Raw genomic sequence first — 25,077 nt, 5'->3', positions numbered from 1 at the left:
TCGGACCGTTGGCTGAAAGGCGTTAGCGCGTGCCCAATCTCAGCGGGTGCTGAGGTCGGCGTAATCGCGCTCGGTGTAGCCGGTGTAGATCTGGCGAGGCCGGCCGATCTTGTTGGGCTCGCCGTGCATTTCGCGCCAGTGCGCAATCCAGCCCGGCAGCCGACCCAGCGCGAACAACACGGTGAACATCCGGGTGGGGAAGCCCATCGCCCGGTAGATGACGCCCGTGTAGTAGTCCACGTTCGGGTAGAGCTTGCGTTCGATGAAGAAGTCGTCGGTGAGCGCGATCTCCTCGAGCTCCTTGGCGATCTGCAGCAGCTCGTCGTCGCCACCGAGCTTGGCCAGGATCTTGTCGGCCTGCTCCTTGACGATGCGCGCCCGCGGGTCGTAGTTCTTGTAGACCCGATGGCCGAAGCCCATCAGCTTGACGCCGTCCTCGCGGTTCTTGACCTTCTTGACGAAGGTCTTCACATCGTCGTCGCCGACCCGGATCTTCTCGAGCATCTCCAGGACCGCCTGGTTGGCGCCGCCGTGCAGCGGCCCCCACAGCGCGTTGATGCCGCCGGAGATCGAGGTGAACAGGTTGGCCTGCGAGGAGCCGACCAGCCGGACCGTCGAGGTCGAACAGTTCTGTTCGTGATCGGCGTGCAGAATCAGCAGCATGTCCAGCGCGCGGACGATCTCGGGGTCGACCTCGTAGGGCTCGGCCGGGAAGCCGAACGTCATCCGCAGGAAGTTCTCCACCAGCGTCAACGAGTTGTCCGGGTACAGGAAGGGCTGGCCCTCGGACTTCTTGTAGGCGTAGGCGGCGATGGTCGGCAGCTTGGCCAGCAGCCGGATGGTCGACAGCTCGACCTGCTTGTTGTCCAACGGGTCCAGCGAATCCTGGTAGTAGGCGGACAGCGCGTTGACCGCCGAGGACAGCACCGGCATGGGGTGTGCGTTGCGGGGGAAGCCGTCGAAGAAGCGCTTGAGGTCCTCGTGCAGCAGGGTGTGCCGCTGAATGCGGGTGGTGAATTCCTCGAGCTGCTCGGTGTTGGGCAACTCGCCGTAGATCAGCAGATAGCTGACCTCGATGAACGTCGACTTCTCCGCGAGCTGGTCGATCGGGTAGCCCCGGTACCGCAGGATGCCCGCGTCACCGTCGATGTAGGTGATCGAGGACTTCGTCGAAGCGGTGTTGACGAAACCGCCGTCGAAGGTGGTGTAGCCCGTCTTCGCCAGCAGGGGCCCCAGCGCGATCCCGTCTGAGCCCTCCGTCGCCGGGACGATCTCCAGGTCGATCTCTCCACCCGGGTACTTCAGGGTGGCGGTTTCGAGGGTTGAATCTCGATCCGAGTTGCTGGCCACGGAAACCCCTTCTGCGCTCGTTGGCAGCGACAGTGCTGTCTGTACTAAGGAAAGGTAGTCGCTATCGTCGCGGTGCGCCTGCGGGGGGTTGCTCTACGGCCGGTTCGGCGCTGCCGGGGCCGCATCCTCAGGTCAGGTCGGCGGTGAGTTCGACGAAGTGTCGGAAGGACTCGGAGATCCGCTCGACCATCAGCTCCGGCCCCAGTTCGAGGCCGTCGCGGTCTTCCACGAGGTCTCCGCACGCGGTGACGATGATCGAGGCCCAGACGGCGGTGACCAGCGCCACCCGACGATCTTCGACATCGGTGCCCAGCCGCTCCGCCAACGCGTCGAGCGTGGCACGCGGCTTGAAGTCGGTGGCCGCTGTCTTGAGCGCGGGGGTCGAATTCACGATCCGCAGCATCAGCACGATCCGCTCGGTGGACAGTCCCGGCACCCCGCCGGCGGCGACCCCTCCCAGCACGTTGACATGGGCGCGGCGGAATGCCTCGAACACGGGCACGTCGAACGGGATCCTCGCCAGCTCCTCGACGACGCGTTCCACCAGCTCGTCGAGCAGGGTCAGGACCACGGCGTCCTTGGTGGGGAAATAGCGGCTGAAGGTGCGCGGGGACACCTCGGCCGCGGCCGCGATCTGCTCCACCGTGGTGTTGTCGTACCCCTGCTCCAGGCACAGTTGCACGGCGGCGTCGATCAGCGTGGCGCGGGTACGCCGCTTCTTGCGCTCCCGCAATCCCGGGCGGCCGATTTCCCCCACGGCGAAGAATGTTAACCGCTCAGGGCTGCAGGCGCTCCACGCGGCGAGCCCCGGCCGGCCCGTCCGCGCGGAGCACCCGGATGCGGTTGTGGATGCGGTTCTCCCGGCCCTGCCAGAACTCCACCACGTCGGCGGCGATGCGGTAGCCGCCCCAGTGCGGCGGCACCGGCACCTGCTCGAGTGCGGCAAACCGATCCGCGCACGCGGCGAACTGCGTCAACAGGTCGGCGCGGGAGGCGATGGGCTGCGATTGACGAGATGCCCAGGCTCCCAATTGCGCCCCCCGCGGACGCTTGGACCAATACTCCGCGGTCTCCTCGGCGTCCACCTTGGTGACCGCGCCTCGGACGTGCACCTGACGCCCGAGGGCGTACCACGGGAAAGTGACCGCTGCATAGGGAGTTCCGGCAATTTCGGCGGCTTTGGCCGACTCGTAGTTGGTGTAGAACGTGATGCCGTCGGCACCGACGCCCTTGCACAGCACCGAACGGCACACCGGCAGGCCGTCGCGCACCGTGGCCAGCACCATGGCGTTGGGCTCGGGGATACCGGCCTGTTCGGCCTGGGCGATCCAGCTCCTCAGCAAAGTCAGCCAACCAGTCGACGGGTCGGCACCCAACCAGTCGACGTCGAGGTCCACGCTGGCGTCCTTCTCGACGGAGCCGTACTCGACCCGCATCCCTCTCAGTCGTGCACCCTCCGGCTCAACCATCCCCATAACGCTAGTGCGAGAATCGGCACCATGACTGCAGGACCTACGGATTTTGTTCCCGGCCTGGAGGGCGTGGTCGCCTTTGAGACGGAGATCGCCGAACCCGACAAAGACGGCGGCGCGCTGCGCTACCGCGGCGTCGACATCGAGGACCTGGTGGCCGACAAGGTGACCTTCTCAGACGCCTGGGGCCTGCTGGTCGACGGCCGGTTCGGCCGCGGCCTGGCCCCGGCCGAACCGTTCCCGCTGCCGATCCACACCGGCGACGTCCGGGTGGACGTGCAAGCAGGCCTGGCGATGCTGGCGCCGATCTGGGGCTACGCGCCGCTGCTCGACATCGACGACGACACCGCCCGCGATCAGCTGGCCCGGGCCTCGGTGATGGCGCTGTCCTACGTGGCGCAGTCCGCGCGTGGGATCTATCAACCCGCCGTCCCGCAGCGCGTGATAGACGAGTGCCCCACGGTCACCTCCAGGTTCATGACGCGCTGGCAGGGCGAGCCGGATCCGCGGCACGTGGAGGCCATCGACGCCTACTGGGTGACCGCGGCCGAGCACGGCATGAACGCCTCGACGTTCACCGCCCGCGTGATCGCCTCCACCGGTGCCGACGTGGCGGCGGCGCTCTCGGGTGCGATCGGCGCGATGAGCGGCCCCTTGCACGGCGGCGCCCCCGCCCGCGTGCTGCCCATGATCGAAGAGGTGGAGCGCAGCGACGACGCCCGCGCGGTGGTGAAGGGCATCCTCGACCGCAACGAGAAGCTGATGGGATTCGGCCACCGCGTGTACCGCGCCGAGGACCCGCGGGCGCGCGTGCTGCGGGCCACCGCCGAGCGGCTCGGCGCGCCGCGCTACGAGGTGGCCGCCAAACTCGAGCAGGCGGCGCTCGCCGAATTGCGGGAGCGCCGCCCGGACCGCCCCATCGAGACCAATGTGGAGTTCTGGGCCGCGGTCATCCTGGACTTCGCCGGCGTGCCGCCGAAGATGATGCCGGCGATGTTCACCTGCGGCCGCACGGCGGGTTGGTGCGCACACATCCTCGAACAGAAGCGCCTGGGCAAGCTGGTACGGCCGGCGGCCATCTACGTGGGACCGGCGCCGCGGCGCCCGCAGCAGGTCGAAGGCTGGGAGCTCGTCGCCAAGAGCTGACCCGCCGGTCGCACGATGAGTTTGGGTGTCGGTGGCTGTCTGTATACGTGCATTGCCCACCAACGCACGCTAGGAGCCCCCGAATGACTTGTCCCGACGCCTCCGCCGTCCACACCGCCGTCGTCCCGCACCTGGTGGTCGACGACGCGGCCGCCGCGATCGACTTCTACGTCAAGGCCTTCGACGCCATCGAGATGGCGCGGATCCCCGGCCAGGACGGCAAGCTGATCCACGCCGCCGTGGTGATCAACGGCAGCATGATCTTCCTCAACGACGACTTCCCGGAGATGGCCGGCGGGAAAGCGAGCACCCCGAAGGCCCTCGGCGGCTCGCCGGTGACCATCCACCTTCAGGTCACCGAAGTCGACCGGCGCTTCCAGCAGGCCGTCGACGCCGGCGCCACCGTGGTGATGCCACCCGAGGACCAGTTCTGGGGCGACCGGTACGGCCAGGTGCAGGACCCGTTCGGCCACCTGTGGTCGTTGGCCGAGACGGTCCGCGAGGTCAGCGCCGAGGAGCTCAGCCAGTACGCGGGGCAGGGCAGCTAGCGCCGGTCTCAGCCGCGCAGACCTGCCAGAATGCGTTGCCGTACCGAGGGTTTCGGCGCGGCTGCGGCGGCGGCGAGCATCGACGGCACGTCGGTGAACTTGTTGCGCGGCCGCAGCTCGCCGCCTCGGGCGATCTCGGCGGCGTCGATGGCCCGCCAGCCGGCCAGGTCCACCACCTCCGGCCGGCGCGCCTGCACCAGCTTGGCGAGCGCGCCGGGCCGGTCGGCCGGGTCGGCGAGCAGCCCGTCGTTGTAGTCGGCGACCAGTTGCTGCACGGTCTGCAGCGCGCAGGACTTGTTGGTGCCGATGAATCCGGTCGGTCCGCGTTTGATCCAGCCGGCGACGTAGGCCCCGCGGGCCCCCACCACCCGGCCCCCGTCGTTGGGCACGACGGCGGCGTCGTCGTCGAACGGCAGGTCGCGTACGGCCTTGCCGCGGTAGCCGATGGACGTCAGCACCATGCCGGCGTCGATGCGATGGGGCCGGTCGGTGCCGGTGACGGTGAACTCGATGCCGTCCGCGCGGTCGGTGCCGGTGATCCGCGCCGGGGTCAGCCGGTAGGCCAGCCGGATGCGCGGGCGGCCCAGCGGGGCATCGCTGCTGGACAGCTTGCTGAGCACCTCCAACTTGGCCCGGGTGAGCCGGTGCTCCGGGCCCGGGCCCAGTGCCGCGAGGTCGCGTTGCACCAGTTCCTGGTCGGCCGGGTCGAGCACCACTTCGGCCTTCGCGGTGAGCCCGATCAGCTCCGGCAGCGTGAAGGCCGAGTCCGCCGGGCCACGCCGGGCCGCGATGACGACCTCGCGCAGGCGGGAATCCCGCAGCCGCGCCAGCGCGTGGTCGGCGATGTCGGTGCGCGCCAGGGCGTCGGGGTCGGCGGTGAGGATGCGCGCCACGTCCAGGGCGACGTTGCCGTTCCCGATGACCACTGCGCGTTCGTGGTCGAGGTGTACCGGCAGGTCCGTGAAGTCCGGGTGGCCGTTGATCCAGGCCACCAGCTCGGTGGCGGTCCCGGTTCCCGGCAGCCCCATCCCGTCGATGTCGAGGCGGCGGTCATTCGGCGCGCCCACGGCGTAGAGCACCGCATGATGATGCTCCAGCAGCTCGCTGTGCCGCAGGTGCTCCCCCACCTCGACGTTGAGGAAGAACGTGAAGCCCTTGTGCCGGGTGATCCGGTCGAACAGCGCGGTCACCCGCTTGGTGCTCGGGTGGTCCGGAGCCACCCCGGCGCGGACCAGACCGTAAGGGGTGGGCAGCTTCTCGAACACGTTGACCCGCACGTCGGGCTGCGTGAGGAGCTCGTCGGCGGCGTACATCGCCGCGGGTCCGGAGCCGACGATCGCAACCGTCAACGGAGTGCGGCCCGTGCGCACCTGCGGCGCAGGGATCACCGGGGCCAGCTTGGACGTCGGCGGCACCTTCTCCCCCGGCGGACGTGGCGGATAGAAGCCGGCGTTCAACTCGATGAACGGCAGCTCGTCCGCGGTCAGCCGGGACGCCGGCGCGATGGCACCGACCGGGCAGGCACTGACGCAGGCGCCGCAGTCGACGCAGGCGTCCGGGTCGATGTAGAGCATCTCGGTGGTGGCGAACCCTGGCTCATCCGGTGACGGATGAATGCAGTTCACCGGGCACGCGTAGACGCACGACCCGTCGCTGCAGCACGACTGGGTGATGACGTGGGGCATCCGGCCTCCGCGCTCTAGGCCGGGATCTGCTCGGCCACCCGCAGGTGGGCCCGCTGCGGCTCACTGCGGTAGCGCGACGGCGCGCCGTCGATCTTGCACAGGCGCCAGATCAGCTTGGCGACCGGGTTCATCAGCCCCGTGTCGTGACACAGCATCCGCACATCGGCGAACACCTCCGACAGCATCTGCCGGGCCTCCGGGGAGCGGAAGAACACCTCCCGCTTGACCGACTTGGGGATGTCGAACTCGCGCCAGAAGCTGCGCGGTGGCTTCAGGATCGCCGAACACAGCACCCGCATGATGATCGGCACGTGCAGCGAGAGCATGAAGCGCTTACGCGACCGCAGGTGCGGCACCCGCTTGCGCAGGTATTCGTGCGCGAACGAGATGTGCCGCGCCTCCTCGGCGACGTGGATCGCCATCACCCGTTCCATGATGGGGTGCAGGGTGCGGCCTTCCCGCAACACGTTCTTCTGGGTGTGGTCGATGGGCTCCTCGCCGGCCAGCACGCCGAAGAAGAACACGATGGGCAGCGGACCGGCCGCCAGCGGGATGAGCGGCGAAAGCCACTTGAGCATCCGGGGCATGCCGGGGACGTCGGCCCCGATCCGGTTCACCATCTCCTGGAACATCATGGTGTGGTTGCACTCTTCGACCGATTCGTGCAGGCAGTAGCGGTACTCGGGGGACCCGTTGGGCACCCAGAACGCGTAGTTCATCAGCCCGCGGATCAAGATCGACTCGAAGTGCAGGCCCACCTTCGCCACGTTGGCCTGCCGCCACATCCCGATCTCGATCTGACGCTCCAGCGGCTGGGCCTGATACCAGGGGTGCCGGCCCAGCGGGTCGGTGTCGGTCAGGACCCAGCGGGGGTCGTTGGGCGTCACCGCGAACTCCGGGGAGTCCCAGTCGATGTCGGTATACGGGTTGAAGTTCCGCCGCACCGACCCCTCGGACAGTGTGGTGAGCATGTCGACGTACGGCTGGTCGTCCAGCACGTCCATATTGCGACGCCAGCGTCGGATCATCTTCGTACGTGCCATGTGAAGCCTCCCTGAGGTTTACATCGGGCCGCTTGATGTCCAGCAACGGTACCGCAGGTATCGCCAAAACTCCATAGCCGGATCGCCAGGAATTCGCTGTGTGCTACGTCATAGCCAGACCCGCGTGCCGGTGCTCCTCACGGAGTACCCAAATTCGGCGCCGAACCCGCATCCGCCGGCCATCGGACGCTGTCTACGCTGATGGTCATGGCTGACCAGTTGACGATTCCAGACCACCTCAAGCCCGCCGACGGCCGGTTCGGGTGTGGACCGTCGAAGGTGCGCGATGCGCAGCTGCAGGCCCTGGTCAGCAAGGGCGCCGAGCTGTTCGGCACCTCGCACCGCCAGGCCCCGGTGAAGGACCTCGTCGGCCGGGTGCGCAACGGCGTCCGCGAGTTGTTCTCGGTCCCCGAGGGCTACGAGGTGATCCTGGGCAACGGCGGGTCGACGGCGTTCTGGGACGCCGCCGCGTTCGGCCTCATCGATCAGCGCTCCCTGCACCTGACGTTCGGCGAGTTCAGCGCGAAGTTCGCGTCGGCGGTCGCCAAGAACCCGTTCGTCGGGGATCCCGTGGTGATCAAGTCCGACCCGGGGACCGCGCCGGCGCCCCAATCCGATCCCTCGGTGGACGTCATCGCCTGGGCGCACAACGAAACCTCCACCGGCGTGGCCGTACCGGTGCGTCGGCCCGAGGGGTCGGCCGACAAGCTGATCGTCATCGACGCCACCTCCGGCGCCGGCGGGCTGCCCGTCGACATCAACCAGGTCGACGCCTACTACTTCGCCCCGCAGAAGAACTTCGCCAGCGACGGCGGGCTGTGGCTGGCCGTCATGTCCCCGGCCGCGCTGGCCCGGGTCGAGGCCATCAGCGCCGCCGGGCGGTGGGTGCCCGAGTTCCTGTCCCTGCCGATCGCCATCGACAACAGCCTCAAGAACCAGACCTACAACACCCCGGCCATCGGGACGCTGCTGCTCATGGCCGAGCAGCTCGACTGGCTCAACGGCAACGGCGGTCTCGACTGGGCGGTCAAGCGCACCGCCGACTCCGCGCAACGGCTGTACTCCTGGGCGGAGGCCTCCTCATTCGCGACGCCGTTCGTCGCCGACGCCGCGCTGCGCTCGCAGGTGGTGGGCACCATCGACTTCAACGACGAAGTGGACGCCGCCGCCGTGGCCAAGGCGCTGCGCGCCAACGGCATCGTCGACACCGAGCCGTACCGCAAACTGGGCCGCAACCAGCTGCGCGTCGCGATGTTCCCGGCCGTCGACCCCGACGACGTCAGCGCGCTGACGGCCTGCATCGACTGGGTGGTCGAGCGGCTTTAGCGCGCAATCGGCCGCCGGCCAGCGTGTCACACCCAGATAACGATCGGGCTGCAGTAAGGTCCGCACCAAGCGGGTCCGGCACGGTGATCCCAAGGAGGTCGACATGCGAGATCTGAAAGTTGTTGGACTCGACGTCGACGGCCGACACATCATCTGCGAAGACGACGGCCCGGGAAGCTCCGACGGCCCCACCAAGTTCCGCCTGCGCCTCGACGACCGCCTGCGCGCCGCCGTCCGTGGTGACGCCTCCCGCGTCGGCCAGACACAAATCGACATCGAGGTCAGAAGCGTGCTGCGTCCCAAGGAAATTCAAGCCCGGATCCGCGCCGGAGCATCCGTCGAGCAACTGGCCGAGGCCAGCGGAGCGGACCCGGCCAAGATCGAACGCTTCGCCCACCCCGTCCTGCTGGAACGTGCCCGGGCCGCCGAGCTCGCCACCGCCGCGCACCCGGTGCTCGCCGACGGCCCCGCGGTCCTGACGCTGCTCGAGGCCGTCACCACCGCGTTGGTGAACCGCGGACTCAACCCCGACAACACCAACTGGGACGCCTGGCGCAACGAGGACGGCCGCTGGACCGTCCAGCTGGCCTGGAAGGCCGGCCGCTCCGACAACGTCGCGCACTTCCGCTACGTCCCCGGCGCGCACGGCGGCACCGTCACCGCGCTCGACGACACCGCGACCGAATTGATCGACCCCGACTTCGACCGCCCGCTGCGTCCCGTCGCTCCGCTGGCCCAGCTGGCATTCGAGGGTTCGGCTCCCAGCCCGGCCGAGGCGGCCCCCACACCGAAACCGCAACCGGCCCCCGACCAGGCCCCGCCCGCCCGGGCCAAGCGCGGCCGGCCTGCGGTGCCGGCATGGGAGGACGTGCTGCTCGGGGTGCGCTCCAGCGGCGACCGCTGACGCGACTCAGCCGCCGGCGGCCAGCGCCAGCAGCGCCAGCCACCCCCCGGCCACGCCGATCGCACCGCCCAGGACGAACCACCGCACCACCGGGATCCGACGCCATCCCCAGACGGTGGGCGCCAAACCACCGACGGCGATCAAGTTGAGCCCCACCGCCAGCAGCGGATGCACCCGGATCAAGCCGAGACTCAGCACCACTATCGCGGCCGCGACGACCGCGGCGGCGAACGCCGCCGCGGTCAGCCCGGTGCCCCAGGGCGTGGGTTCCTCAGTCACGGTGGCACCCTAACCGTGGCAGCGGGCCCGTTCATAGAACGCCAGCGCCGCGGCGGTGGCCACGTTGAGCGAATCGGTGCCCCGGGCCATCGGGATGCGGACCCGCACATCGCTGGCGCGCATGGTGGTCTCGGTCAGCCCCGGCCCCTCCGCGCCGACCAGAATGGCCACCCGGTCGCCGGCCAGTTCGGTCATGGCGCTCGCCAGCGAGGCGGCCGCGGCGTCCGGTGTCATGGCGAGCAGCCGAAACCCCTTCTCGCGCAACATGGTCAGATCCGCCGGCCAGCACTGCGCCTTCGCGAACGGCACCAGCAGCGCGTGGCCCATCGACACCCGTACCGCGCGCCGATACAGCGGGTCGGCGCAACCGGCCCCGAAGACCACGCCGTCGACACCGAGACCCGCGGCGTTGCGGAAGATGGACCCGAGGTTCTCGTGATCGTTGACGCCCTCGAGCACCGCCAGCGTGCGCGCGTTCTCGACCACCGCGGCCGGCGTCAGCTCGCCCGGCCGTCGCGCGGCGGCCAGCACCCCGCGATTCAGGTGGAACCCGACGACCTCGGCCATCAGGGTCGCGTCGACCCGGTAGTACGGGATGGCGGTGCCCTGCAGATCGGCGCGCAATTCCTCCAGCCGGCGCGCCGTCCCCAACAGGGCGTGCGGCGAGAACCGCGAGGCCAGCATCCGCTGGACCACCAGCACCCCCTCCGCGATCACCAACCCTCGACCGGTGGGCAGGTCCGGCCGGCGGTCCACCGAATTCAGATCACGGAAATCGTCGAGCCGGGGGTCCCCCGCGTCCTCGACGTCAACGACGTTGACGGTCACGCGGTTTCGTCGACGATGCTCGACATCAGCTTTGCTGCGCGCAGCAGCACCGCCCGCTCGTCCGAGTCCAGCGCGCCCAACCGGCGCTGCAACCACGCCTGGCTCTCGCGACGCTCCGTCTCCACCAACTCCACGCCGGTGTCGGACACCGACACCAGCACCTGACGGCGGTCGATGGGATGCGGGGTCCGGACCACCAGGCCCATTTCCGCCAGCGCCGCGATGACCCGGGTCATCGACGGTGGCCGCACCCGCTCGCGGATGGCGAGGGCTCCCGGCGTCATCGCACCCTCCTTGTACAGCGTGGACAGTGCGGACAGCTGGGACAGCGACACCGGCGAATCCGGACGCCGAAACCGCAACTGCCGCGCCAGCCGGATCACCGCCAGCGAAAGATCGCCCGCCAGGCGGTTATCGACATCCATCACGAGGAGAAACAATACTTCAGCAGCACCTTTACCCACCGCCCAATGAAAAGACCGTCTACCTAAATCGAGGTATCCGATACGTTGGACCCGATGACCGCCGAAACTCCCGAACCGCCGCCGCTGCCCGCCGCGCTGACCGAACCCTGGCGGGTCATCGGCGTCGGGGCGTTGCTGTGGTTGCTGGCGACCGTGGCCGCCTTCACCGTTCCCGCGCTCGAGAGTTGGCGGCCCATCTGCCTGGCCGGCCTCGCCACCGGGGTCCTCGGGACGTCGGTGTTCCTGTGGCAGCGCAGCGCCGCCCGCCGCGGCGCCCGCGGGGCCCAGACCGGGCTCGTCGACGGACCACACACCACCGAAAACCGCTGAATCCGAAACAAGGAGAAACCATGGCCGCACCACTGCTGCAAACCGAGATCACCATCGACGCGCCGGTATCCAAGGTGTGGGAGGCGATCTCCGACCTGAGCCGGATGCCCGAGTGGAGCCCCCAGTGCCGCGTGATGAAGCCCCTCGGGGCGGTGCGACCCGGCACCCGGACGCTGAACCTCAACCGGCGGGGCAAGTTCATGGTCTGGCCCACCACGTGCACCGTCACCGAAGTCGTCCCGGAGCAGAAGCTGGCGTTCAAGGTCGACGCCAACCGCAGCGTGTGGAGCTACGAGCTGGAACCCACCGCCGGCGGCGGCACCCGGGTGATCGAGTCGCGCCACGCCGAGAACGGCACCTCGGCGGTGTCGAACCTGTTGGTCGACAAGCTGATGGGCGGAGTGACGAGCTTCGAGCAGGAACTCGTCGACGGGATGAACGAGTCGCTGCAGCGAATCAAAGCGGCGGTGGAACGGGGTTGATGACGGTCGGCTCGTCGGACTGCTCCGGGTTCGGCGTGGCCGCGACCTCGAGGACGCCGTCGTCGTAGGGGTCGAACTGCGGTGACCCCGCGCCGCCGGCGGGTGCTGGCGTGTCGGAATGGGCGCCGCAGCCGTACTCGAAGTCGACCACGTGTCCGTCGGCGGCCATCTCGTTGCCGCACACCCCGAACATGGTGCCCAGCGATCCGGCCAGCGGCAGCAGGTAGCCGCAGTCCCGGCAGACCCGCTTGGTGGCGCGCGCCATCGGTGACGACGGGCCGAAATCGCCGTCGTGCCAACGCTGCGCCGCGTCGGCGCGGCCCCAGGCGCTCATCACCTGTCGCCGACCCAGCCCGATCTCCGCGGCGGTCTCGTCGATGTCCGGGTCCCCGGTGAGCCGGTAACCGGGCACCAGCCGCGGGTCGTCGGCCGGCGGCGCCAACAGGTCGCCGGGGCCCAGGTCCCCCGGGCGGACCCGGTCCTCCCACGGCACCCACTCCGGGGCCAGCAACGCGGTGGGCCCGGGCACCAGGGCCACCTCGCTGATGGTGGCGCGGGTGGCGCCGGGGTAGGCGGCCACCACCACCGCCCACTGCCAGCCGCGGTAACCGGGCAGGGTCGCCAGGAAACGATGGGTGGCCGCCGTCGGGTCCTCGTAGCTGACCCCCAGGTATTCACCGACCGTGCCGCCGCTGAAGTCCTCGACCGCCTCGCGCGCGGCCTCGACCGCGCCGTTGAGCACGGCCGCCAGGGCTTCGGTCACCTCGGCGCTGGGCTCCGCAACGGGTCGATCGGTGGTTTCGGTCACGCTGTCCATCACCGTCAATACTGCCTCAGCAGCGACGTGGGAGCCACACCGGTTACCTGGACGCGCCACTGGAACGAAATAGGGAACAATCGAGGTCGTGTCAGGGCGTCGAGATGATCCGCGTTACGGGGACCGCCCGCGGCCCCGTTCCGGCACTCGGCGCGGCACCCCGCAGGGGCCCCGTCGCCGCCCGGCCGACGAGCATCCCGGCATGGCGAATTACCCCAGCGACCCGCCGCGCTCCCCCCGCTCGAGTCCGAGCAGCAACCGGTACCTGCCGCCGCTCGACGACGACCGCCGCACCAGCCCGCCCCGCGCGGAGTCGGACCCGGCCGACGACGACGCCGCGCGCATCACCGTCACCCGCGCGGCCGCGATGCGCAGCCGGGAGATGGGCACCCGGATGTACGGCCTGGTCCATCGTGCCGCCACGGCCGACGGCGCCGACAAGTCCGGTCTGACCGCGCTCACCTGGCCGGTGGTGGCCAACTTCGCCGTCGACGCCGCCATGGCCGTCGCGCTGGCCAACACGCTGTTCTTCGCGGCGGCGACCGCCGAATCCAAGAGCCGGGTCGCGCTGTACCTGCTCATCACCATCGCCCCGTTCGCCGTCATCGCCCCGCTGATCGGGCCGGCGCTGGACCGGCTGCAGCACGGCCGCCGGGTGGCGTTGGCCGGCTCCTTCGGGCTGCGCACCGCCCTGGCGGTGGTGCTGATCGCCAACTACGACGGCGCCACCGGCAGCTTCCCGTCGTGGGTGCTGTATCCCTGCGCGCTCGGGATGATGGTGCTGTCCAAATCGTTCACGGTGTTGCGCAGCGCCGTCACCCCCAGGGTGATGCCCCCGAGCATCGACCTGGTGCGGGTCAACTCCCGGCTGACGATGTTCGGGCTGCTCGGCGGCACCATCGTCGGCGGCGGCATCGCCGCCGGCGTGGAGTACGGCTTGACCAGCCTCTTCGGCCTGCCCGGTGCGCTCTACGTGCTGGTGGCGGTCTCGGTCGCGGGGATCTGGCTGTCGATGCAGATTCCGCGCTGGGTGGAGGTCACCGCCGGTGAGGTCCCGGCGACGCTGAGCTACCACGACTCCGACCGCTATGGCGAGACGCTGCGGCGCCGGCCCGAACCCGCCGCCCAGGCGCCCGCCCGCGCCCCGCGACAGCCCCTGGGCCGCAACGTCATCACCGCGCTGTGGGGTAACTGCACCGTCAAGGCGATGGTGGGCTTTTTGTTCCTCTACCCCGCCTTCGTCGCGAAATCCCACGACGCGACCGGCTGGCAGCAGCTGGCCATCCTGGGTCTCATCGGCGCCGCGGCCGGGGTGGGCAACTTCGCCGGCAACTTCACCGCCGCGCGGCTCAAGCTGGGCCGGCCGGCGGTGCTGGTGGTGCGCTGCGCCATCGCGGTCACCGGCGTGGCGCTGCTGGCCGCGGTCACCGGCAACCTGTTGGTCGTGGCGGTCGCGACGCTGGTCACCTCAGGTGCGAGCGCCATCGCCAAGGCCTCCCTGGACGCCTCGCTGCAGCAGGACCTGCCCGAGGAATCCCGGGCCTCGGCGTTCGGCCGGTCCGAATCGGTGCTGCAGCTGGCCTGGGTCCTCGGCGGCGCCATCGGGGTTCTGGTCTATACCGATCTGTGGGTGGGCTTCACGGCGATCAGCGCGGTGCTGATCCCGGGCCTGGCCCAGACCGTGCTGAGTTTCCATGGCGCATCGTTGATTCCGGGGCTCGGCGGTAACCGCCCGGTCAAGGTGGTGCAGGACGGTGCCGGACGCGACGAGACAAGGGTGTGGTCACAGGTGGGAGACCGCGAATGAAACGGGTCATGATCGTGCTGATCAGCGCCGCGGTGGTGCTGGCATCAGGGGGCGCCGGGGTTGCGGCGTGGCTGCTGACCCGCGACGACGGCGGCCCGTCGTTGCCGGAGATCAGCGCCTTCAGCCATGGCGACCTGGTGCGGGTGGGCCCCTACCTGTACTGCAACGTGGTGAACCTCAACGAGTGCTTCGAGGGCGGGGCGCAGGGCGAGCTGGTGGTCAATCACAGTGACCCGGTGCAACTTTCGGTGCCGTCGGCCATCGGCTCGGCGCCGTGGCGGCTCATCCTGGCCTACGAGGAGATCGACAAGGACCAGATCTTCACGTTCCCGCCCGGCGAGCGACTGGCGGTGACCATCCCGACGGTGGACCCGCAGCGCGGGCGGCTGACCGGGCTGGCCGTGCAACTGCCGACGCTGGTGGAGGTCGACGGGGAGATCCGCGAGATACCGCACGCGGAATGGTCGGTGCGCACCGTCTGGGAGCAGCGCGCGGCGCCGGCGCCGAATACCGACTAGGCCAAGCTTTTCCGGAGGAACTCCAGATCGGCGGCGTGCCCGTCGGAGGGGGTTTCGATGACCACGTCGCACCCGGCGTCCCGGCACACCGAGGCGATCAGCTCCGAGTCGAAGGTCCCGGCGTCGAAGTTGGCGTGCCGGTCCGCGCCCGAACCGAAGGCATCGCGCGAATTGTTGGCGTGCACCAGGTCGATGCGCCCGGTGATGGCCTTGACCCGGTCGGCGATGTCGGCGAGTTCCTCACCGCCCGCCCAGGCATGGCAGGTGTCGAGCACGAACCCCGGCTCGTACTGCCCGACGGCGTCCCACAGCATGGCCAACCGGTCGAACCGGCGGGCCATCGCATTGTCGCCGCCGGCGGTGTTCTCGATCAGGATCGGCAGCGGGAAGCCACCGGACTCCTCCGCGCGTTCGAACAGCTTGCGCCAGTTCTCGATACCGGCCTGCGGATCGTCCTTGGCGGTGACGTGCCCGCCGTGTACCACCAGCCCCTTGGCGCCGATCGCGGCCGCGGCCTCGGCATGCTGGTGCAGGATCTTGCGACTGGGGATCCGGATGCGGTTGTTGGTCGACGCGACGTTGATGACGTACGGCGAATGGATGTAGATCGCCACTTCACTGTCGCGCAGCGCATCGGCGTGCGGATGCTCGGCCGGCTTCTTCCAGCCCTGCGGGTCCCCCAGGAAGAACTGCACCACCTCGGCGTCGCGCGCGGCCGCGGCGGCCAGTGGATCAGCGGAGTCGACGTGCGCACCAAGCAGAGCCATACCCAGAGCCTAGCCAGGACCGGCGCCGTGCCCGGCGGGCACCCGTTCGCCCTGTGCCGTCGGCCCGGGCGGGGTGCCGTCACCGAATGGCCTGCCGCCCAGTTCTTCTCGACCATGCGGGGTCAACCAACTGGACAGCTCGGGGCCCTTCGGCACGATGCCGGTGGGGTTGACGTCGGTGTGCACCAGGTAGTAGTGCTGCTTGATCTGGACGAAGTCGACGGTGTCGCCGAACCCCGGTGTCTGAAACAGGTCGCGGGCGTAGGCCCACAGCACCGGCAGTTCCGCCAGCTTGTGCCGGTTGCATTTGAAGTGGCCGTGATAGACCGGGTCGAACCGGGCCAGCGTGGTGAATAACCGCACGTCGGCTTCGGTGATGGTGTCACCGACCAGGTAGCGCTGCCCGCTCAACCGTTCGGTGAGCCAGTCCAACGCGGTGAACAACCGGTCATAGGCGGCGTCGTAGGCGTCCTGGCTGCCGGCGAACCCACAGCGGTAGACACCGTTGTTGACCTCGGTGTAGATCCGCTGGGCCACCTCGTCGATCTCGTCGCGCAGCGGCTCGGGATACAGCTGCGGCGCCCCGGGCCGGTGATGCGCGGTCCACTCGGTGGACAGATCCAGCGTCATCTGCGCGAAGTCGTTGGTGACGACCTCGCCCGTGGAAACCTCGACGATCGCCGGGACCGTGATGCCCTTCGGATAATCGGGGAACCGCTTCAGGTAGGCGTCACGCAGCCGCGGGATCTTCAACACCGGGTCGACCTCGCCCGGGTCCAGGTCGAAGGTCCAGCTGCGCTCGTCGTGCGTGGGTCCACAGAACCCAATGGAGAGAACGTCTTCGAGTCCCAGCAGGCGGCGGACGATGATCGCCCGGTTCGCCCACGGGCAGGCCCGCGCGACGATCAGCCGGTACCGTCCGGGTTCCACCGGGTAGCCGTCTCGACCGTCGGCGGTGATCCGGCTGGTGATGTAGTTGGTGTCGCGGTTGAATTCGCCGCCGCGGGCTACGTACGAATCAGGCATACCACCAGCATGCCCACCTCACGCCGATTTACGCGTCGAGTTCGCGCGCAACCGCCTTGACCACTTCGGACACCCGCCGCGCGACCTTGCGGTCCGGGTAGCGCCCCTTGCGCAGTTCCGGCTGCACGGTGCCCTCGAGCAGCGTGATCATGTCCTCGACCATGCCGTGCAGTTCGTCGGGTGAGTGTTTGCGTTCCGGCGGGCCGGCGGCCTCCCGCCGGGTCCGCGACAGGCTCGGCGGCGGATCGATCAGCTTCACGCTGAGCGCCTGCGGACCGCGCCGGCCGGCGGCGACCCCGAATTCGACCCGTTGCCCGGCCTTGAGCGTTTCCACGCCTGCGGGCAGCGCGGATGAGCGGACGTAGACGTCCTCGCCCTCCTCCTGAGACAGGAAGCCGAAGCCCTTCTCGGCGTCATACCACTTCACCCGGCCGGTCGGCACTGGTCTCACCCGCTTGTCTTAGGGCCGCCCCAGGGGCGGCCTCCACCGTCACAGAACAGTGCGCCCCGCCTGCGCAGGGCGCACTGACGGATGATCCTACTCGGCTGACCCCGCCACCAACATCCGTGTTAACTCGGTAGTCTGGCCATACCGCTGGAGGAGAGATGCGCCTGATACTGAACGTGATCTGGTTGATCTTCGGCGGCCTGTGGCTGGCCCTGGGATACCTGCTCGCCGCCCTGATCTCCTTCGTGTTGATCATCACCATCCCGTTCGGCTTCGCGGCCCTGCGCATCGCGGCGTTCGCGCTGTGGCCCTTCGGCCGGACCGTCGTCGACAAGCCCGGAACCCGCCCCGGGGCGCTGGTGGGCAACATCGTCTGGATCATCCTGTTCGGCTGGTGGCTGGCGCTGGGGCATCTGCTGAGCGCCATCGCGATGGCCGTCACGATCATCGGCATCCCGCTGGCGCTGGCCGATCTCAAGATGATCCCGATCTCGCTGCTGCCGCTGGGCAAGGACATCGTGCCGGTGGACCAGGCCCGCCACGACCGCATCGGACTGCCGGCATGACGGTGACTCCCCTGGGACTGCCGTCGGTGTTCCGACCCGTGGGCGAGGCCCCGGCCGACGGGCCGCTGATCGACACCTTCGGCCGGGTGGCCACGGATCTGCGGGTGTCGCTGACCGATCGGTGCAACCTGCGCTGCACCTACTGCATGCCCGCCGAGGGGCTGGACTGGTTGGGCTCCGAGGAGGTGCTCAGCACCGACGAGCTGGTGCGGCTGCTGCGCATCGCGGTCACCCGGCTGGGCATCACCAACATCCGGTTCACCGGGGGCGAACCGCTGCTGGCCAAGGACCTGCGACGGGTGATCACCGCCACCGCGGCGCTGTCGCCGCGGCCGCAGATCGCCCTGACCACCAACGGCGTCGCGCTGCACCGGCAGGCCCAGGCCCTGGCCGACGCCGGCCTGGACCGCGTCAACGTCTCGCTCGACACCGTTGATGCCGCCCACTTCGAGGCCATCACCCGTCGCGACCGGCTGGACGACGTGATCGCCGGGCTGGCGGCCGCGCAGCGCGCCGGGTTACGGCCGGTGAAGGTCAACGCCGTCCTGGACCCCGAGACCGGCCGCGACGACGTGGTGGCGCTGCTGCGGTTCTGCCTGGAGCACGACTACCAGTTGCGGGTCATCGAGCAGATGCCGCTGGACGCGGGGCACAGCTGGCAACGGGGCAGCGTGTTGACCGCCGCCGAGATCCTCGAGACGCTGCGCCGGCACTTCACGCTCACCCGGGACCCCGCACCGCGCGGCTCGGCGCCGGCGCAGCTGTGGCGCGTCGACGGCGGGACGGCCACGGTCGGGGTGATCGCCTCGGTGTCCGAGGCGTTCTGCGCGGCCTGTGACCGCACTCGGCTGACCGCGGACGGGCAGGTACGCAATTGTCTTTTCGCGACCCGCGAGACCGACCTGCGCAGCCTGCTGCGCGACGGCTCCGGCGACGACGCCATCGAAGCGGCCTGGCGATCGGCGATGTGGCAGAAGGCCGCGGGGCACGGCATCAACGACCCCAGCTTCGTGCAGCCGGCACGCCCCATGAGTGCGATAGGTGGATGAGATGACCGACGTACGAACGGCAATTTCGGTGACGGTCCGCTACTTCGCGGCCGCGAGCGCGGCCGCCGGCACAGAACAAGAAGTCCTCGAGATTCATTCCGGCGCGAGCGTGCGCGACGTCGTCGACACCCTGTCCGAGCGTGATGCGGAGTTGGCTCGGGTGCTGGCCCGGTGCTCCTACCTGCTCGACGGCGTTGCCGTGCGTGACCTCGACGGAACGTTGATCGCCGGCCAGACCCTCGACGTCCTACCGCCCTTTGCCGGCGGATAATCGTGATTTGTGTCACATAACGGATTGATCACGGCCCGCGATTCGGCCGCCGGCGGCCCGAACTGACCTGCGTTAACCACCGTCCGACTTGGGCATTTAGAGTCCCTTTAAGGTTTGCCACCTGCGGAAACGCCGCGTTGGGGAAAAGATGACGCGGGGCCTGACACCCGTTACCGTCGTCTCTGGCCAGCCGAGTGCTACCGAGCGGCGAACCCTCCCTTTCCTGATTGCGCCGAGCTCCATCCGTCGGGCAAGGGGGACCAACGAACACCACTGGATGGAGACGGGGGACCCAACCGGTCCACCGAAATCGGACCCGGGGCCGCTCGCGGCCCCTAGGGGTGAAGCCGACGTCAGACCCTGCACGGGGATGACCGCGGCCGGGCAACCTCTCCAGCCCGAACCCGACAGCTGACCTCGTGGGCGCAGACAGAGAGGACTGACCGACCTATGAGTGGACGGCACCGCAAGCCCAGCGAGGCGAACAAGAACGTCGCGAAGATCGCCTTCACGGGCGCCGTGATCGGTGGAACCGGTCTCGGGCTGGCCGCGCAGGCCGGTGCCGCGACCGACAGCGAATGGGACGCCGTCGCGCGCTGCGAGTCCGGCGGCAACTGGGCCATCAACACCGGCAACGGTTACCACGGCGGCCTGCAGTTCGCCCCCGGCACCTGGTCGGGCCACGGCGGCGGCGAGTTCGCCGCCCGGGCACATCAAGCCACCAAGGAACAGCAGATCGCCGTCGCCGAGCGCGTGCTCGCCACGCAGGGCAAGGGCGCCTGGCCGGTATGCGGCAAGGTGTTGTCCGGCCCGACGCCCCGCAACGTCGTCAACACCGTCGAGGCTCCCGTCGAGCAGGCCGGTGCCCCCGAGGCGCTGGGCGCGCCACTGCCCCCGGCCCCTGAGGGCCTGCCGCCCGCCCCCGAGGCCCCGCCGGCCCCGCCCGTCGACATCGCACCCCCGCCGCCGCCCCCGCCGGCACCCGAGGCCGTCCCGGTCGACTTCGTCGCACCCCCGGCCCCGGAGGGCTTGCCGCCGGCTCCCGAGGGTCTGCCGCCGGCTCCCGAGGGTGTGGCCCCCGCGCCTGAGGCTCCCCCGGCTCCGCCGGCTCCCGAACTTCTGCCGCCCGCGCCCGAGGCACCCCCGGCCCCGCCCGTCGACGTCGCACCCCCGCCGGCCCCCGAGGTCGTCCCGGTCGACTTCGTCGCACCCCCGGCCCCCGACGCCTTGCCGCCCGCCCCCGAGGCGCCCCCGGCTCCGCCCGTCGACATCGCACCCCCGCCCCCGCCGCCGGCCCCCGAGGCCGTCCCGGTCGACTTCGTCGCGCCGCCGGTCGACGAGGCCGTCATCGAGCAGGCTTCCCTCGAGGTTCCGGTGGACCCCGCCGACTGGACCCACGCCGACCCGAACGCGGCGCCCGGACCCGAGAAGTGGTCGCTGGACGTGGTCCCGCAGGCGCCGGTGGATCCGGCCGTGCCGGCCCCGCCCGCCGATCCGCTGGCCCCGCTGGCCAACATCGACATCCCCGCGCCGGCCTTCGATGCGGCCAACCAGCTCGCTTCCGGCGAGGTGCCGAGCATCGCGGCCGAGGCCATCCCGCACCTGCCGAGCCCGGACAACCTGCCGCCCGGGGCCTCCAACGTGCCGCTGACGCCCAACAACCAGCCGAACCTGACCTATCTGCGCGAGCTGTGGCATGCCGTGCAGACGCAGGAGATCAGCGGCAACGACATGCTGCTGGCGCTGGCCCAGCGTCCGCTGAACTCGCAGCCGCCCGCGCAGGCTCCGTTGACCCCCAACACTCCGGTCGGCCCGGCAGCTCCGGCCCCCGCGCCTGCTCCCGCACCGGTCCCCGCGCCGCCGGCCTGAGCGGTTCCCCAGCCGAGATTGCAGCCAGGGTCGTTGGTCCTCGAGATCAACGACCCTGGCTGCATTTTCGGCCAGGGCCGAACCAGCCGGGTTCCGCGCCAACCCAATCTCAGGCGCAGTTGACCCACTCGTCGGTGCCGTCGGCGAAGAACTGGTGCTTCCAGACCGGCAGCCGCTCCTTGATGGTGTCGACCAACCGGGCGCACACCTCGAAGGCGGCCTGCCGGTGATCGGCGGCCACGGCAGCCACCAGGGCGGCGTCACCGAGTTGCAGCGGCCCCACCCGATGGCTGGCGGCCAGCGCCCGCACCCCGCGGGCCTCCGCAGCCGCCTCGGCCAACACCTCGGCCATGGTCTGTTCGGCCAGCGGGTGCGCGGAGTACTCGAGCCGCAGCACCTCTCGGCCGCCGTCGTGATTGCGGACCACCCCGGCGAAACCGACCACCGCGCCGGCGGCCTCGTGGGCCACCAACGCTTCGTGCTCGGACAGCAGAATCGGCGCCTCGGTCAGTGCGGCGCGCAACACGACGGTCATCGCGGATGATCCTTCCCGGCCAGCTGGTCCAGGGCATGCGGCACGACATCGGTGAGCACCCCGAGCCCGTCGCGCACGCCGCCGGGCGAGCCGGGCAGGTTCACGATCAGGGTCCGGCCGGCGACGCCGCACACCCCCCGGGACAGCACCGAGGTGGGCACCTTCGGCAGGCCCGAGCGGCGGATCGCATCGGCCAGGCCGGGGATCTCGAAGTCGAGCACCGCCGCGGTCTGCGCCGGCGTCTCGTCAGTGGGGGAAATGCCGGTGCCACCGGAGGTGATCACCAGGTCCACGCCGTCGTCGACCGCGATCCGCAGCGCGCGGCCCACCGGTTCACCGTCGGGCACCACGACGATCTCGGGGTCCGAAAAGCCTTGCTGGACAAACCATTCGGCGATCAACGGGCCGCTGCGGTCGTCGTAGACGCCGGTGGCGGCCCGCGTCGAGGCGATGACGATGCGGCCGGTGCGGGTCACCTGCGCCATTCTCCCGTACGGCCACCGGCCTTGGTGAGCAGCTTGATGTCGTCGATGCGGGCGGCCGGGTCGACGGCCTTGATCATGTCGTAGACGGTCAGCGCCGCGACGCTCACCGCGGTCAGCGCCTCCATCTCGACACCGGTGCGGTCGGTGGTGCGCACGCTGGCGGTCACCACCACCGCGGCGTCGGCGACCTCGAAGTCGATGTCGACGCCGGTCAGGGCCAAGTGATGGCACAGCGGAATCAGATCGCTGGTGCGCTTGGCCGCCAGGATGCCCGCCACCCGGGCGGTGGCCAACGCGTCGCCCTTGGGCAGCCCGCCGGCCGAGATCAGGTTAACGACCTCGGCGGTGGTGTGCAGGACACCCGAGGCGACGGCGGTGCGCTTGGTGACGTCCTTGTCGCTGACGTCGACCATGTGGGCGGCACCCCGCTCATCGAGGTGCGAGAGCGGCTGGGAACCGGAGCCCCTGACCACCGTTATCTGTTGACGACGGTGACCGGGTGCACGTAAGGCAGTTCCTCGGCGGGGACCGGGAACGTGATCTCACCGAACGGCGAGAGTGCTCCGGTGCGGTCCGTCGCCAGTTCGCTCACGGCGTGGTCGTCGGGGTCGGTGGTCGGCCAGCCTGGATCGACGTAGCGGCCCTTGTTGGTCTCAGCGATGTCAGCCACGAGTGCCATTGTGACAGGTCATGGAATCTTCGTGCGTCACGGTGGCTGCTTTACCCTGGTCACGATGACCGAACACACCCCGGGCGTGCCCTTGGGCGTCTGGCTGGCCGACTCGGACGACGAGCGGCTGATCCGGCTGCTGGAGTTGCGGCCGGACCTCGCGCAGCCGCCGCCGGGCAGCATTTCGGCGCTCGCGGCGCGCGCGCAGGCCCGGCAATCGGTCAAGGCCGCCACCGATGACCTGGACTTCCTGCGGCTGGCGGTGCTCGATGCCCTCCTGGTGCTGCAGGCCGACGCGGCACCCGTACCCGTGAGCAAGCTGGTCGCGCTGATCGGCGAGCGGGCTCCGCAGGACGCGATCCAGACGGCTCTGGACGACCTGCGCGACCGGGCGCTGGTGTGGGGTGACGCCGCGGCGGTACGGGTCGCCGCCGAGGCGACGGCGGGACTGCCCTGGTATCCCGGCCAGGTGGTGCTGGAGGATGCCGCGGCCGACCCCGCGGAGCTGACGGCGCGCCTGGAGTCGCTCGACGCCCCCCAACGCGAACTGCTGGACCGGTTGCTCGACGGATCGCCGGTGGGCCGCACCCGCGACGCGGCCCCCGGCACTGCGCCGGACCGCCCGGTGCAACGGCTGCTGGCCGCCGGGCTGTTGCGGCAGCTCGACAGCGACACGGTGATCCTGCCCCGGCAGGTCGGCCAGCTGCTGCGCGGCGAACATCCCGGACCGGCGGAGTTCACCGCACCGCAGCCCGTCGCCCCCGCCAAGCCGCCGACCGCGAAGGCGATCGACGCCGCGGGCGCGGGCGCCATCATCGACCTGCTGCGCGAGTTCGAGGTGGTGATCGACACCCTGGGCACCACGCCGGTGCCCGAGCTTCGCAGCGGCGGCCTCGGGATCCGGGACATGAAGCGGCTGGCCAAGCAGACCGGGATCGGCGAAGGTCGCCTGGCGCTGATCTTGGAGATCGCGTCGGCGGCCGGACTCATCGCCAACGGCATGCCCGACCCCGAGCCGGAGGACGGGCCGGAGGGACCGTACTGGGCGCCCACCGTGGCCGCCGACCGGTTCATCGAGGCCCCGACCGCCGAACGCTGGCATCTGCTCGCCAGCACCTGGCAGGATCTGCCCGCCCGGCCCAGCCTGATCGGGCACCGCGGCCCGGACGGCAAACCGTTTGCCGCGCTGTCGGATTCGCTCTACTCGACCGCCGCGCCGCTGGATCGACGGCTGCTGTTGACCACGCTGGCCGAGTTCAAACCCGGCACCTCGGTGGATGCCGCGGAGGCCTCGCGCGCCATGATCTGGCGCCGGCCGCGGTGGTCGGCCCGGCTGCAGCCCGCTCCCGTCGCGCAGCTGCTCGAAGAGGCCCACGCCGTCGGCCTGCTCGGTCGCGGCGCCATCACCTCCCCGGCGCGCGCCCTGCTGTCCGACGGGCCGGAGGCCGCGATCGCGGCGATGGCCAAGGCGCTGCCCGCCCCCGTCGACCACTTTCTGGTGCAGGCCGACCTGACCGTGGTGGTCCCGGGGCCGCTGGACCGCGACCTCGCCGAGGAACTGGCCGCCGTCGCCGAGGTGGAATCCGCCGGCGCCGCCATGGTGTACCGGGTGGGCGAGGCCTCCATCCGCAACGCGCTCGACACCGGCCGCACTCCCGGGCAGTTGCATGCGTTCTTCGCCAAGCACTCCAAGACTCCGGTGCCGCAGGGGTTGACGTATCTGATCGACGACGTCGCCCGGCGGCACGGACAGCTGCGGGTGGGCATCGCGTCGTCGTTCGTGCGGTGCGAGGACCCCACGCTGTTGGCCCAGGCCGTCGCCGCCCCGGCCGTCGCCCAGCTGGATCTGCGGCTGCTGGCGCCCACGGTCGCGGTCTCGCAGGCCCCCATCGCCGACCTGCTGGCCGCGCTGCGCTCGGCGGGCCTGGCACCGGCCGCCGAGGACTCCACCGGCACCATCGTGGATCTGCGCTCGCGCAGCGGCCGGGTGCCGGTGCCCACCCACCGCCGGTTCTTCCGCCCGGCGCCCCACGCCCCGAACCGGGACACGCTCTCGTCCATCGTCTCGGTGCTGCGCAAGGTGCACGACGGCACCGCCGGGACGGCGCGGCTGGACCCGGCCCGCACGATCGCCCTGCTGCAGCAGGCCGCCCTGCACCAGACCTCGGTGGTGCTCGGTTACACCGACGCCGCGGGGGTCTCCACGCAGCGGGTGGTGTCCCCGATCCACGTGCGCGGCGGGCAACTGACCGCCTTCGACACCGCCGCCGGCCGGGTCCGCGATTTCGCCGTCCACCGAGTGACCTCGGTCATGTCGGCGGAGTCGGGATAATGGAGAAATGCACGCCGAAGACGAGGCCGCGCTGGGGTCCTCCCGCCGGCGGTACCAACG

29 protein-coding genes and 1 riboswitch are annotated in these 25,077 nt (G+C 70.2%); of the genes, 13 read left to right on the top strand and 16 right to left on the bottom strand.

From position 1 onward, the window contains the following. Positions 1-39: 39 nt before the first annotated feature. The 3 genes from R2K23_RS03860 to pdxH form a co-directional block, all read right to left on the bottom strand. Positions 40-1,350, bottom strand: coding sequence for a citrate synthase (locus tag R2K23_RS03860; RefSeq protein WP_316514412.1), 1,311 nt, complete (start codon positions 1,348-1,350; stop codon positions 40-42). 127 nt (positions 1,351-1,477) lie between these two features. Beyond that, the gene (locus tag R2K23_RS03855; RefSeq protein ID WP_316514411.1) at positions 1,478-2,107 is read right to left on the bottom strand and encodes a TetR family transcriptional regulator; all 630 of its coding nucleotides are present in this window, start codon (positions 2,105-2,107) and stop codon (positions 1,478-1,480) included. Between the two features lie 19 nt (positions 2,108-2,126). Beyond that, positions 2,127-2,819, bottom strand: a complete 693-nt coding sequence (gene pdxH, locus R2K23_RS03850; RefSeq protein ID WP_316514408.1) for a pyridoxamine 5'-phosphate oxidase — start codon at positions 2,817-2,819, stop codon at positions 2,127-2,129. A 30-nt stretch (positions 2,820-2,849) separates the two neighbouring features. Here pdxH and R2K23_RS03845 point away from each other — a divergent pair, with 30 nt between their 5' ends. Together R2K23_RS03845 and R2K23_RS03840 are read left to right on the top strand one after the other, a co-directional pair. After that, entirely contained in the window at positions 2,850-3,968 is a 1,119-nt protein-coding gene (locus R2K23_RS03845; RefSeq protein WP_316514406.1) for a citrate synthase 2, read from the top strand. A gap of 83 nt (positions 3,969-4,051) precedes the next feature. After that, the gene (locus R2K23_RS03840; RefSeq protein ID WP_316514404.1) at positions 4,052-4,516 is read left to right on the top strand and encodes a VOC family protein; all 465 of its coding nucleotides are present in this window, start codon (positions 4,052-4,054) and stop codon (positions 4,514-4,516) included. An 8-nt stretch (positions 4,517-4,524) separates the two neighbouring features. Here the strand turns inward: R2K23_RS03840 and R2K23_RS03835 are convergent, their stop codons facing one another. After that, positions 4,525-6,201 (bottom strand): 4Fe-4S binding protein, encoded by a 1,677-nt coding sequence (locus tag R2K23_RS03835; protein WP_316514402.1) that lies wholly within the window; start codon positions 6,199-6,201, stop codon positions 4,525-4,527. A gap of 14 nt (positions 6,202-6,215) precedes the next feature. Next, on the bottom strand, positions 6,216-7,244 hold the full coding sequence (locus tag R2K23_RS03830) for an AurF N-oxygenase family protein (RefSeq protein ID WP_316514400.1): 1,029 nt from the start codon (positions 7,242-7,244) through the stop codon (positions 6,216-6,218). A gap of 207 nt (positions 7,245-7,451) precedes the next feature. Between R2K23_RS03830 and serC the strand changes: the two genes are divergently transcribed. Both serC and sepH read left to right on the top strand, forming a co-directional pair. Then, positions 7,452-8,570, top strand: a complete 1,119-nt coding sequence (gene serC / locus R2K23_RS03825; RefSeq protein ID WP_316514398.1) for a phosphoserine transaminase — start codon at positions 7,452-7,454, stop codon at positions 8,568-8,570. Positions 8,571-8,673: 103 nt separating this feature from the next. Beyond that, positions 8,674-9,474 (top strand): septation protein SepH, encoded by an 801-nt coding sequence (gene sepH / locus R2K23_RS03820; protein WP_316514396.1) that lies wholly within the window; start codon positions 8,674-8,676, stop codon positions 9,472-9,474. 6 nt (positions 9,475-9,480) lie between these two features. Here the strand turns inward: sepH and R2K23_RS03815 are convergent, their stop codons facing one another. The 3 genes from R2K23_RS03815 to R2K23_RS03805 are packed head-to-tail and all read right to left on the bottom strand — an operon-like array spanning position 9,481 to position 11,009. After that, entirely contained in the window at positions 9,481-9,753 is a 273-nt protein-coding gene (locus tag R2K23_RS03815) for a DUF2537 domain-containing protein (protein ID WP_316514394.1), read from the bottom strand. 9 nt (positions 9,754-9,762) lie between these two features. Next, entirely contained in the window at positions 9,763-10,581 is an 819-nt protein-coding gene (locus R2K23_RS03810; RefSeq protein WP_316514393.1) for a TrmH family RNA methyltransferase, read from the bottom strand. Next, positions 10,578-11,009, bottom strand: a complete 432-nt coding sequence (locus R2K23_RS03805; RefSeq protein WP_316514392.1) for an Rv0880 family HTH-type transcriptional regulator — start codon at positions 11,007-11,009, stop codon at positions 10,578-10,580. Before R2K23_RS03805 ends, R2K23_RS03810 begins: the two co-directional genes overlap by 4 nt. 90 nt (positions 11,010-11,099) lie before the next feature. On the opposite strand from R2K23_RS03805, the gene R2K23_RS03800 reads away from it, so the two are divergent. Next, complete coding sequence (locus R2K23_RS03800) at positions 11,100-11,375, top strand: DUF2530 domain-containing protein (protein ID WP_316514391.1); 276 nt, start codon at positions 11,100-11,102, stop codon at positions 11,373-11,375. A 20-nt stretch (positions 11,376-11,395) separates the two neighbouring features. Next, entirely contained in the window at positions 11,396-11,857 is a 462-nt protein-coding gene (locus R2K23_RS03795) for an SRPBCC family protein (RefSeq protein ID WP_316514390.1), read from the top strand. On the opposite strand, the gene R2K23_RS03790 is transcribed toward R2K23_RS03795, so the two are convergent. Next, on the bottom strand, positions 11,832-12,674 hold the full coding sequence (locus R2K23_RS03790; RefSeq protein WP_316514388.1) for a DUF3027 domain-containing protein: 843 nt from the start codon (positions 12,672-12,674) through the stop codon (positions 11,832-11,834). The genes R2K23_RS03795 and R2K23_RS03790 overlap by 26 nt on opposite strands. An 88-nt stretch (positions 12,675-12,762) precedes the next feature. On the opposite strand from R2K23_RS03790, the gene R2K23_RS03785 reads away from it, so the two are divergent. Both R2K23_RS03785 and R2K23_RS03780 read left to right on the top strand, forming a co-directional pair. Beyond that, complete coding sequence (locus R2K23_RS03785) at positions 12,763-14,481, top strand: MFS transporter (protein ID WP_396892984.1); 1,719 nt, start codon at positions 12,763-12,765, stop codon at positions 14,479-14,481. Further along, the gene (locus tag R2K23_RS03780) at positions 14,478-14,999 is read left to right on the top strand and encodes a DUF2771 family protein (RefSeq protein ID WP_316514384.1); all 522 of its coding nucleotides are present in this window, start codon (positions 14,478-14,480) and stop codon (positions 14,997-14,999) included. Before R2K23_RS03785 ends, R2K23_RS03780 begins: the two co-directional genes overlap by 4 nt. On the opposite strand, the gene R2K23_RS03775 is transcribed toward R2K23_RS03780, so the two are convergent. From R2K23_RS03775 to R2K23_RS03765, 3 genes are read right to left on the bottom strand one after another with little or no spacing between them, the layout of a single operon-like run. After that, positions 14,996-15,766, bottom strand: coding sequence for a deoxyribonuclease IV (locus R2K23_RS03775; protein ID WP_316514382.1), 771 nt, complete (start codon positions 15,764-15,766; stop codon positions 14,996-14,998). The genes R2K23_RS03780 and R2K23_RS03775 overlap by 4 nt on opposite strands. A 9-nt stretch (positions 15,767-15,775) precedes the next feature. Further along, on the bottom strand, positions 15,776-16,792 hold the full coding sequence (locus R2K23_RS03770; RefSeq protein ID WP_316514380.1) for a glutathione S-transferase family protein: 1,017 nt from the start codon (positions 16,790-16,792) through the stop codon (positions 15,776-15,778). Between the two features lie 28 nt (positions 16,793-16,820). After that, a complete protein-coding gene (locus tag R2K23_RS03765) occupies positions 16,821-17,234 on the bottom strand; it encodes a cold-shock protein (protein ID WP_316517039.1) in 414 nt (137 codons plus the stop codon). 164 nt (positions 17,235-17,398) lie between these two features. Here R2K23_RS03765 and R2K23_RS03760 point away from each other — a divergent pair, with 164 nt between their 5' ends. From R2K23_RS03760 to R2K23_RS03745, 4 genes are all read left to right on the top strand, one after another. Beyond that, on the top strand, positions 17,399-17,806 hold the full coding sequence (locus R2K23_RS03760) for a YccF domain-containing protein (protein ID WP_316514378.1): 408 nt from the start codon (positions 17,399-17,401) through the stop codon (positions 17,804-17,806). Further along, a complete protein-coding gene (moaA, locus tag R2K23_RS03755) occupies positions 17,803-18,855 on the top strand; it encodes a GTP 3',8-cyclase MoaA (protein ID WP_316514376.1) in 1,053 nt (350 codons plus the stop codon). The genes R2K23_RS03760 and moaA overlap by 4 nt, the downstream gene beginning before the upstream one ends. Position 18,856: 1 nt before the next feature. Then, positions 18,857-19,126: a MoaD/ThiS family protein gene (locus R2K23_RS03750; RefSeq protein ID WP_316514375.1), complete on the top strand. Its 270-nt coding sequence runs from the start codon at positions 18,857-18,859 to the stop codon at positions 19,124-19,126. A 224-nt stretch (positions 19,127-19,350) separates the two neighbouring features. Beyond that, positions 19,351-19,568, top strand: a riboswitch (cyclic di-AMP (ydaO/yuaA leader). Positions 19,569-19,576: 8 nt separating this feature from the next. Next, on the top strand, positions 19,577-20,995 hold the full coding sequence (locus R2K23_RS03745; protein ID WP_316514373.1) for a transglycosylase family protein: 1,419 nt from the start codon (positions 19,577-19,579) through the stop codon (positions 20,993-20,995). A gap of 109 nt (positions 20,996-21,104) precedes the next feature. On the opposite strand, the gene R2K23_RS03740 is transcribed toward R2K23_RS03745, so the two are convergent. From R2K23_RS03740 to R2K23_RS03725, 4 genes are read right to left on the bottom strand one after another with little or no spacing between them, the layout of a single operon-like run. Beyond that, positions 21,105-21,530 (bottom strand): molybdenum cofactor biosynthesis protein MoaE, encoded by a 426-nt coding sequence (locus R2K23_RS03740; protein WP_316514370.1) that lies wholly within the window; start codon positions 21,528-21,530, stop codon positions 21,105-21,107. Then, positions 21,527-22,015, bottom strand: coding sequence for a MogA/MoaB family molybdenum cofactor biosynthesis protein (locus R2K23_RS03735; RefSeq protein ID WP_316514368.1), 489 nt, complete (start codon positions 22,013-22,015; stop codon positions 21,527-21,529). Before R2K23_RS03735 ends, R2K23_RS03740 begins: the two co-directional genes overlap by 4 nt. After that, positions 22,003-22,494, bottom strand: a complete 492-nt coding sequence (moaC, locus tag R2K23_RS03730; RefSeq protein WP_316517037.1) for a cyclic pyranopterin monophosphate synthase MoaC — start codon at positions 22,492-22,494, stop codon at positions 22,003-22,005. Before moaC ends, R2K23_RS03735 begins: the two co-directional genes overlap by 13 nt. Then, entirely contained in the window at positions 22,491-22,685 is a 195-nt protein-coding gene (locus tag R2K23_RS03725; RefSeq protein WP_316514366.1) for a hypothetical protein, read from the bottom strand. Before R2K23_RS03725 ends, moaC begins: the two co-directional genes overlap by 4 nt. Positions 22,686-22,749: 64 nt before the next feature. On the opposite strand from R2K23_RS03725, the gene R2K23_RS03720 reads away from it, so the two are divergent. Then, entirely contained in the window at positions 22,750-25,017 is a 2,268-nt protein-coding gene (locus tag R2K23_RS03720) for a helicase-associated domain-containing protein (RefSeq protein ID WP_316514365.1), read from the top strand. Positions 25,018-25,077 lie beyond the last annotated feature (60 nt).

Source organism: Mycolicibacterium sp. MU0050, from assembly GCF_963378085.1.
Classification (GTDB): domain Bacteria; phylum Actinomycetota; class Actinomycetes; order Mycobacteriales; family Mycobacteriaceae; genus Mycobacterium; species Mycobacterium wendilense.
Note: the sequence above shows the minus strand (reverse complement) of the source record. Positions and strands in the feature narration are given on the sequence as shown.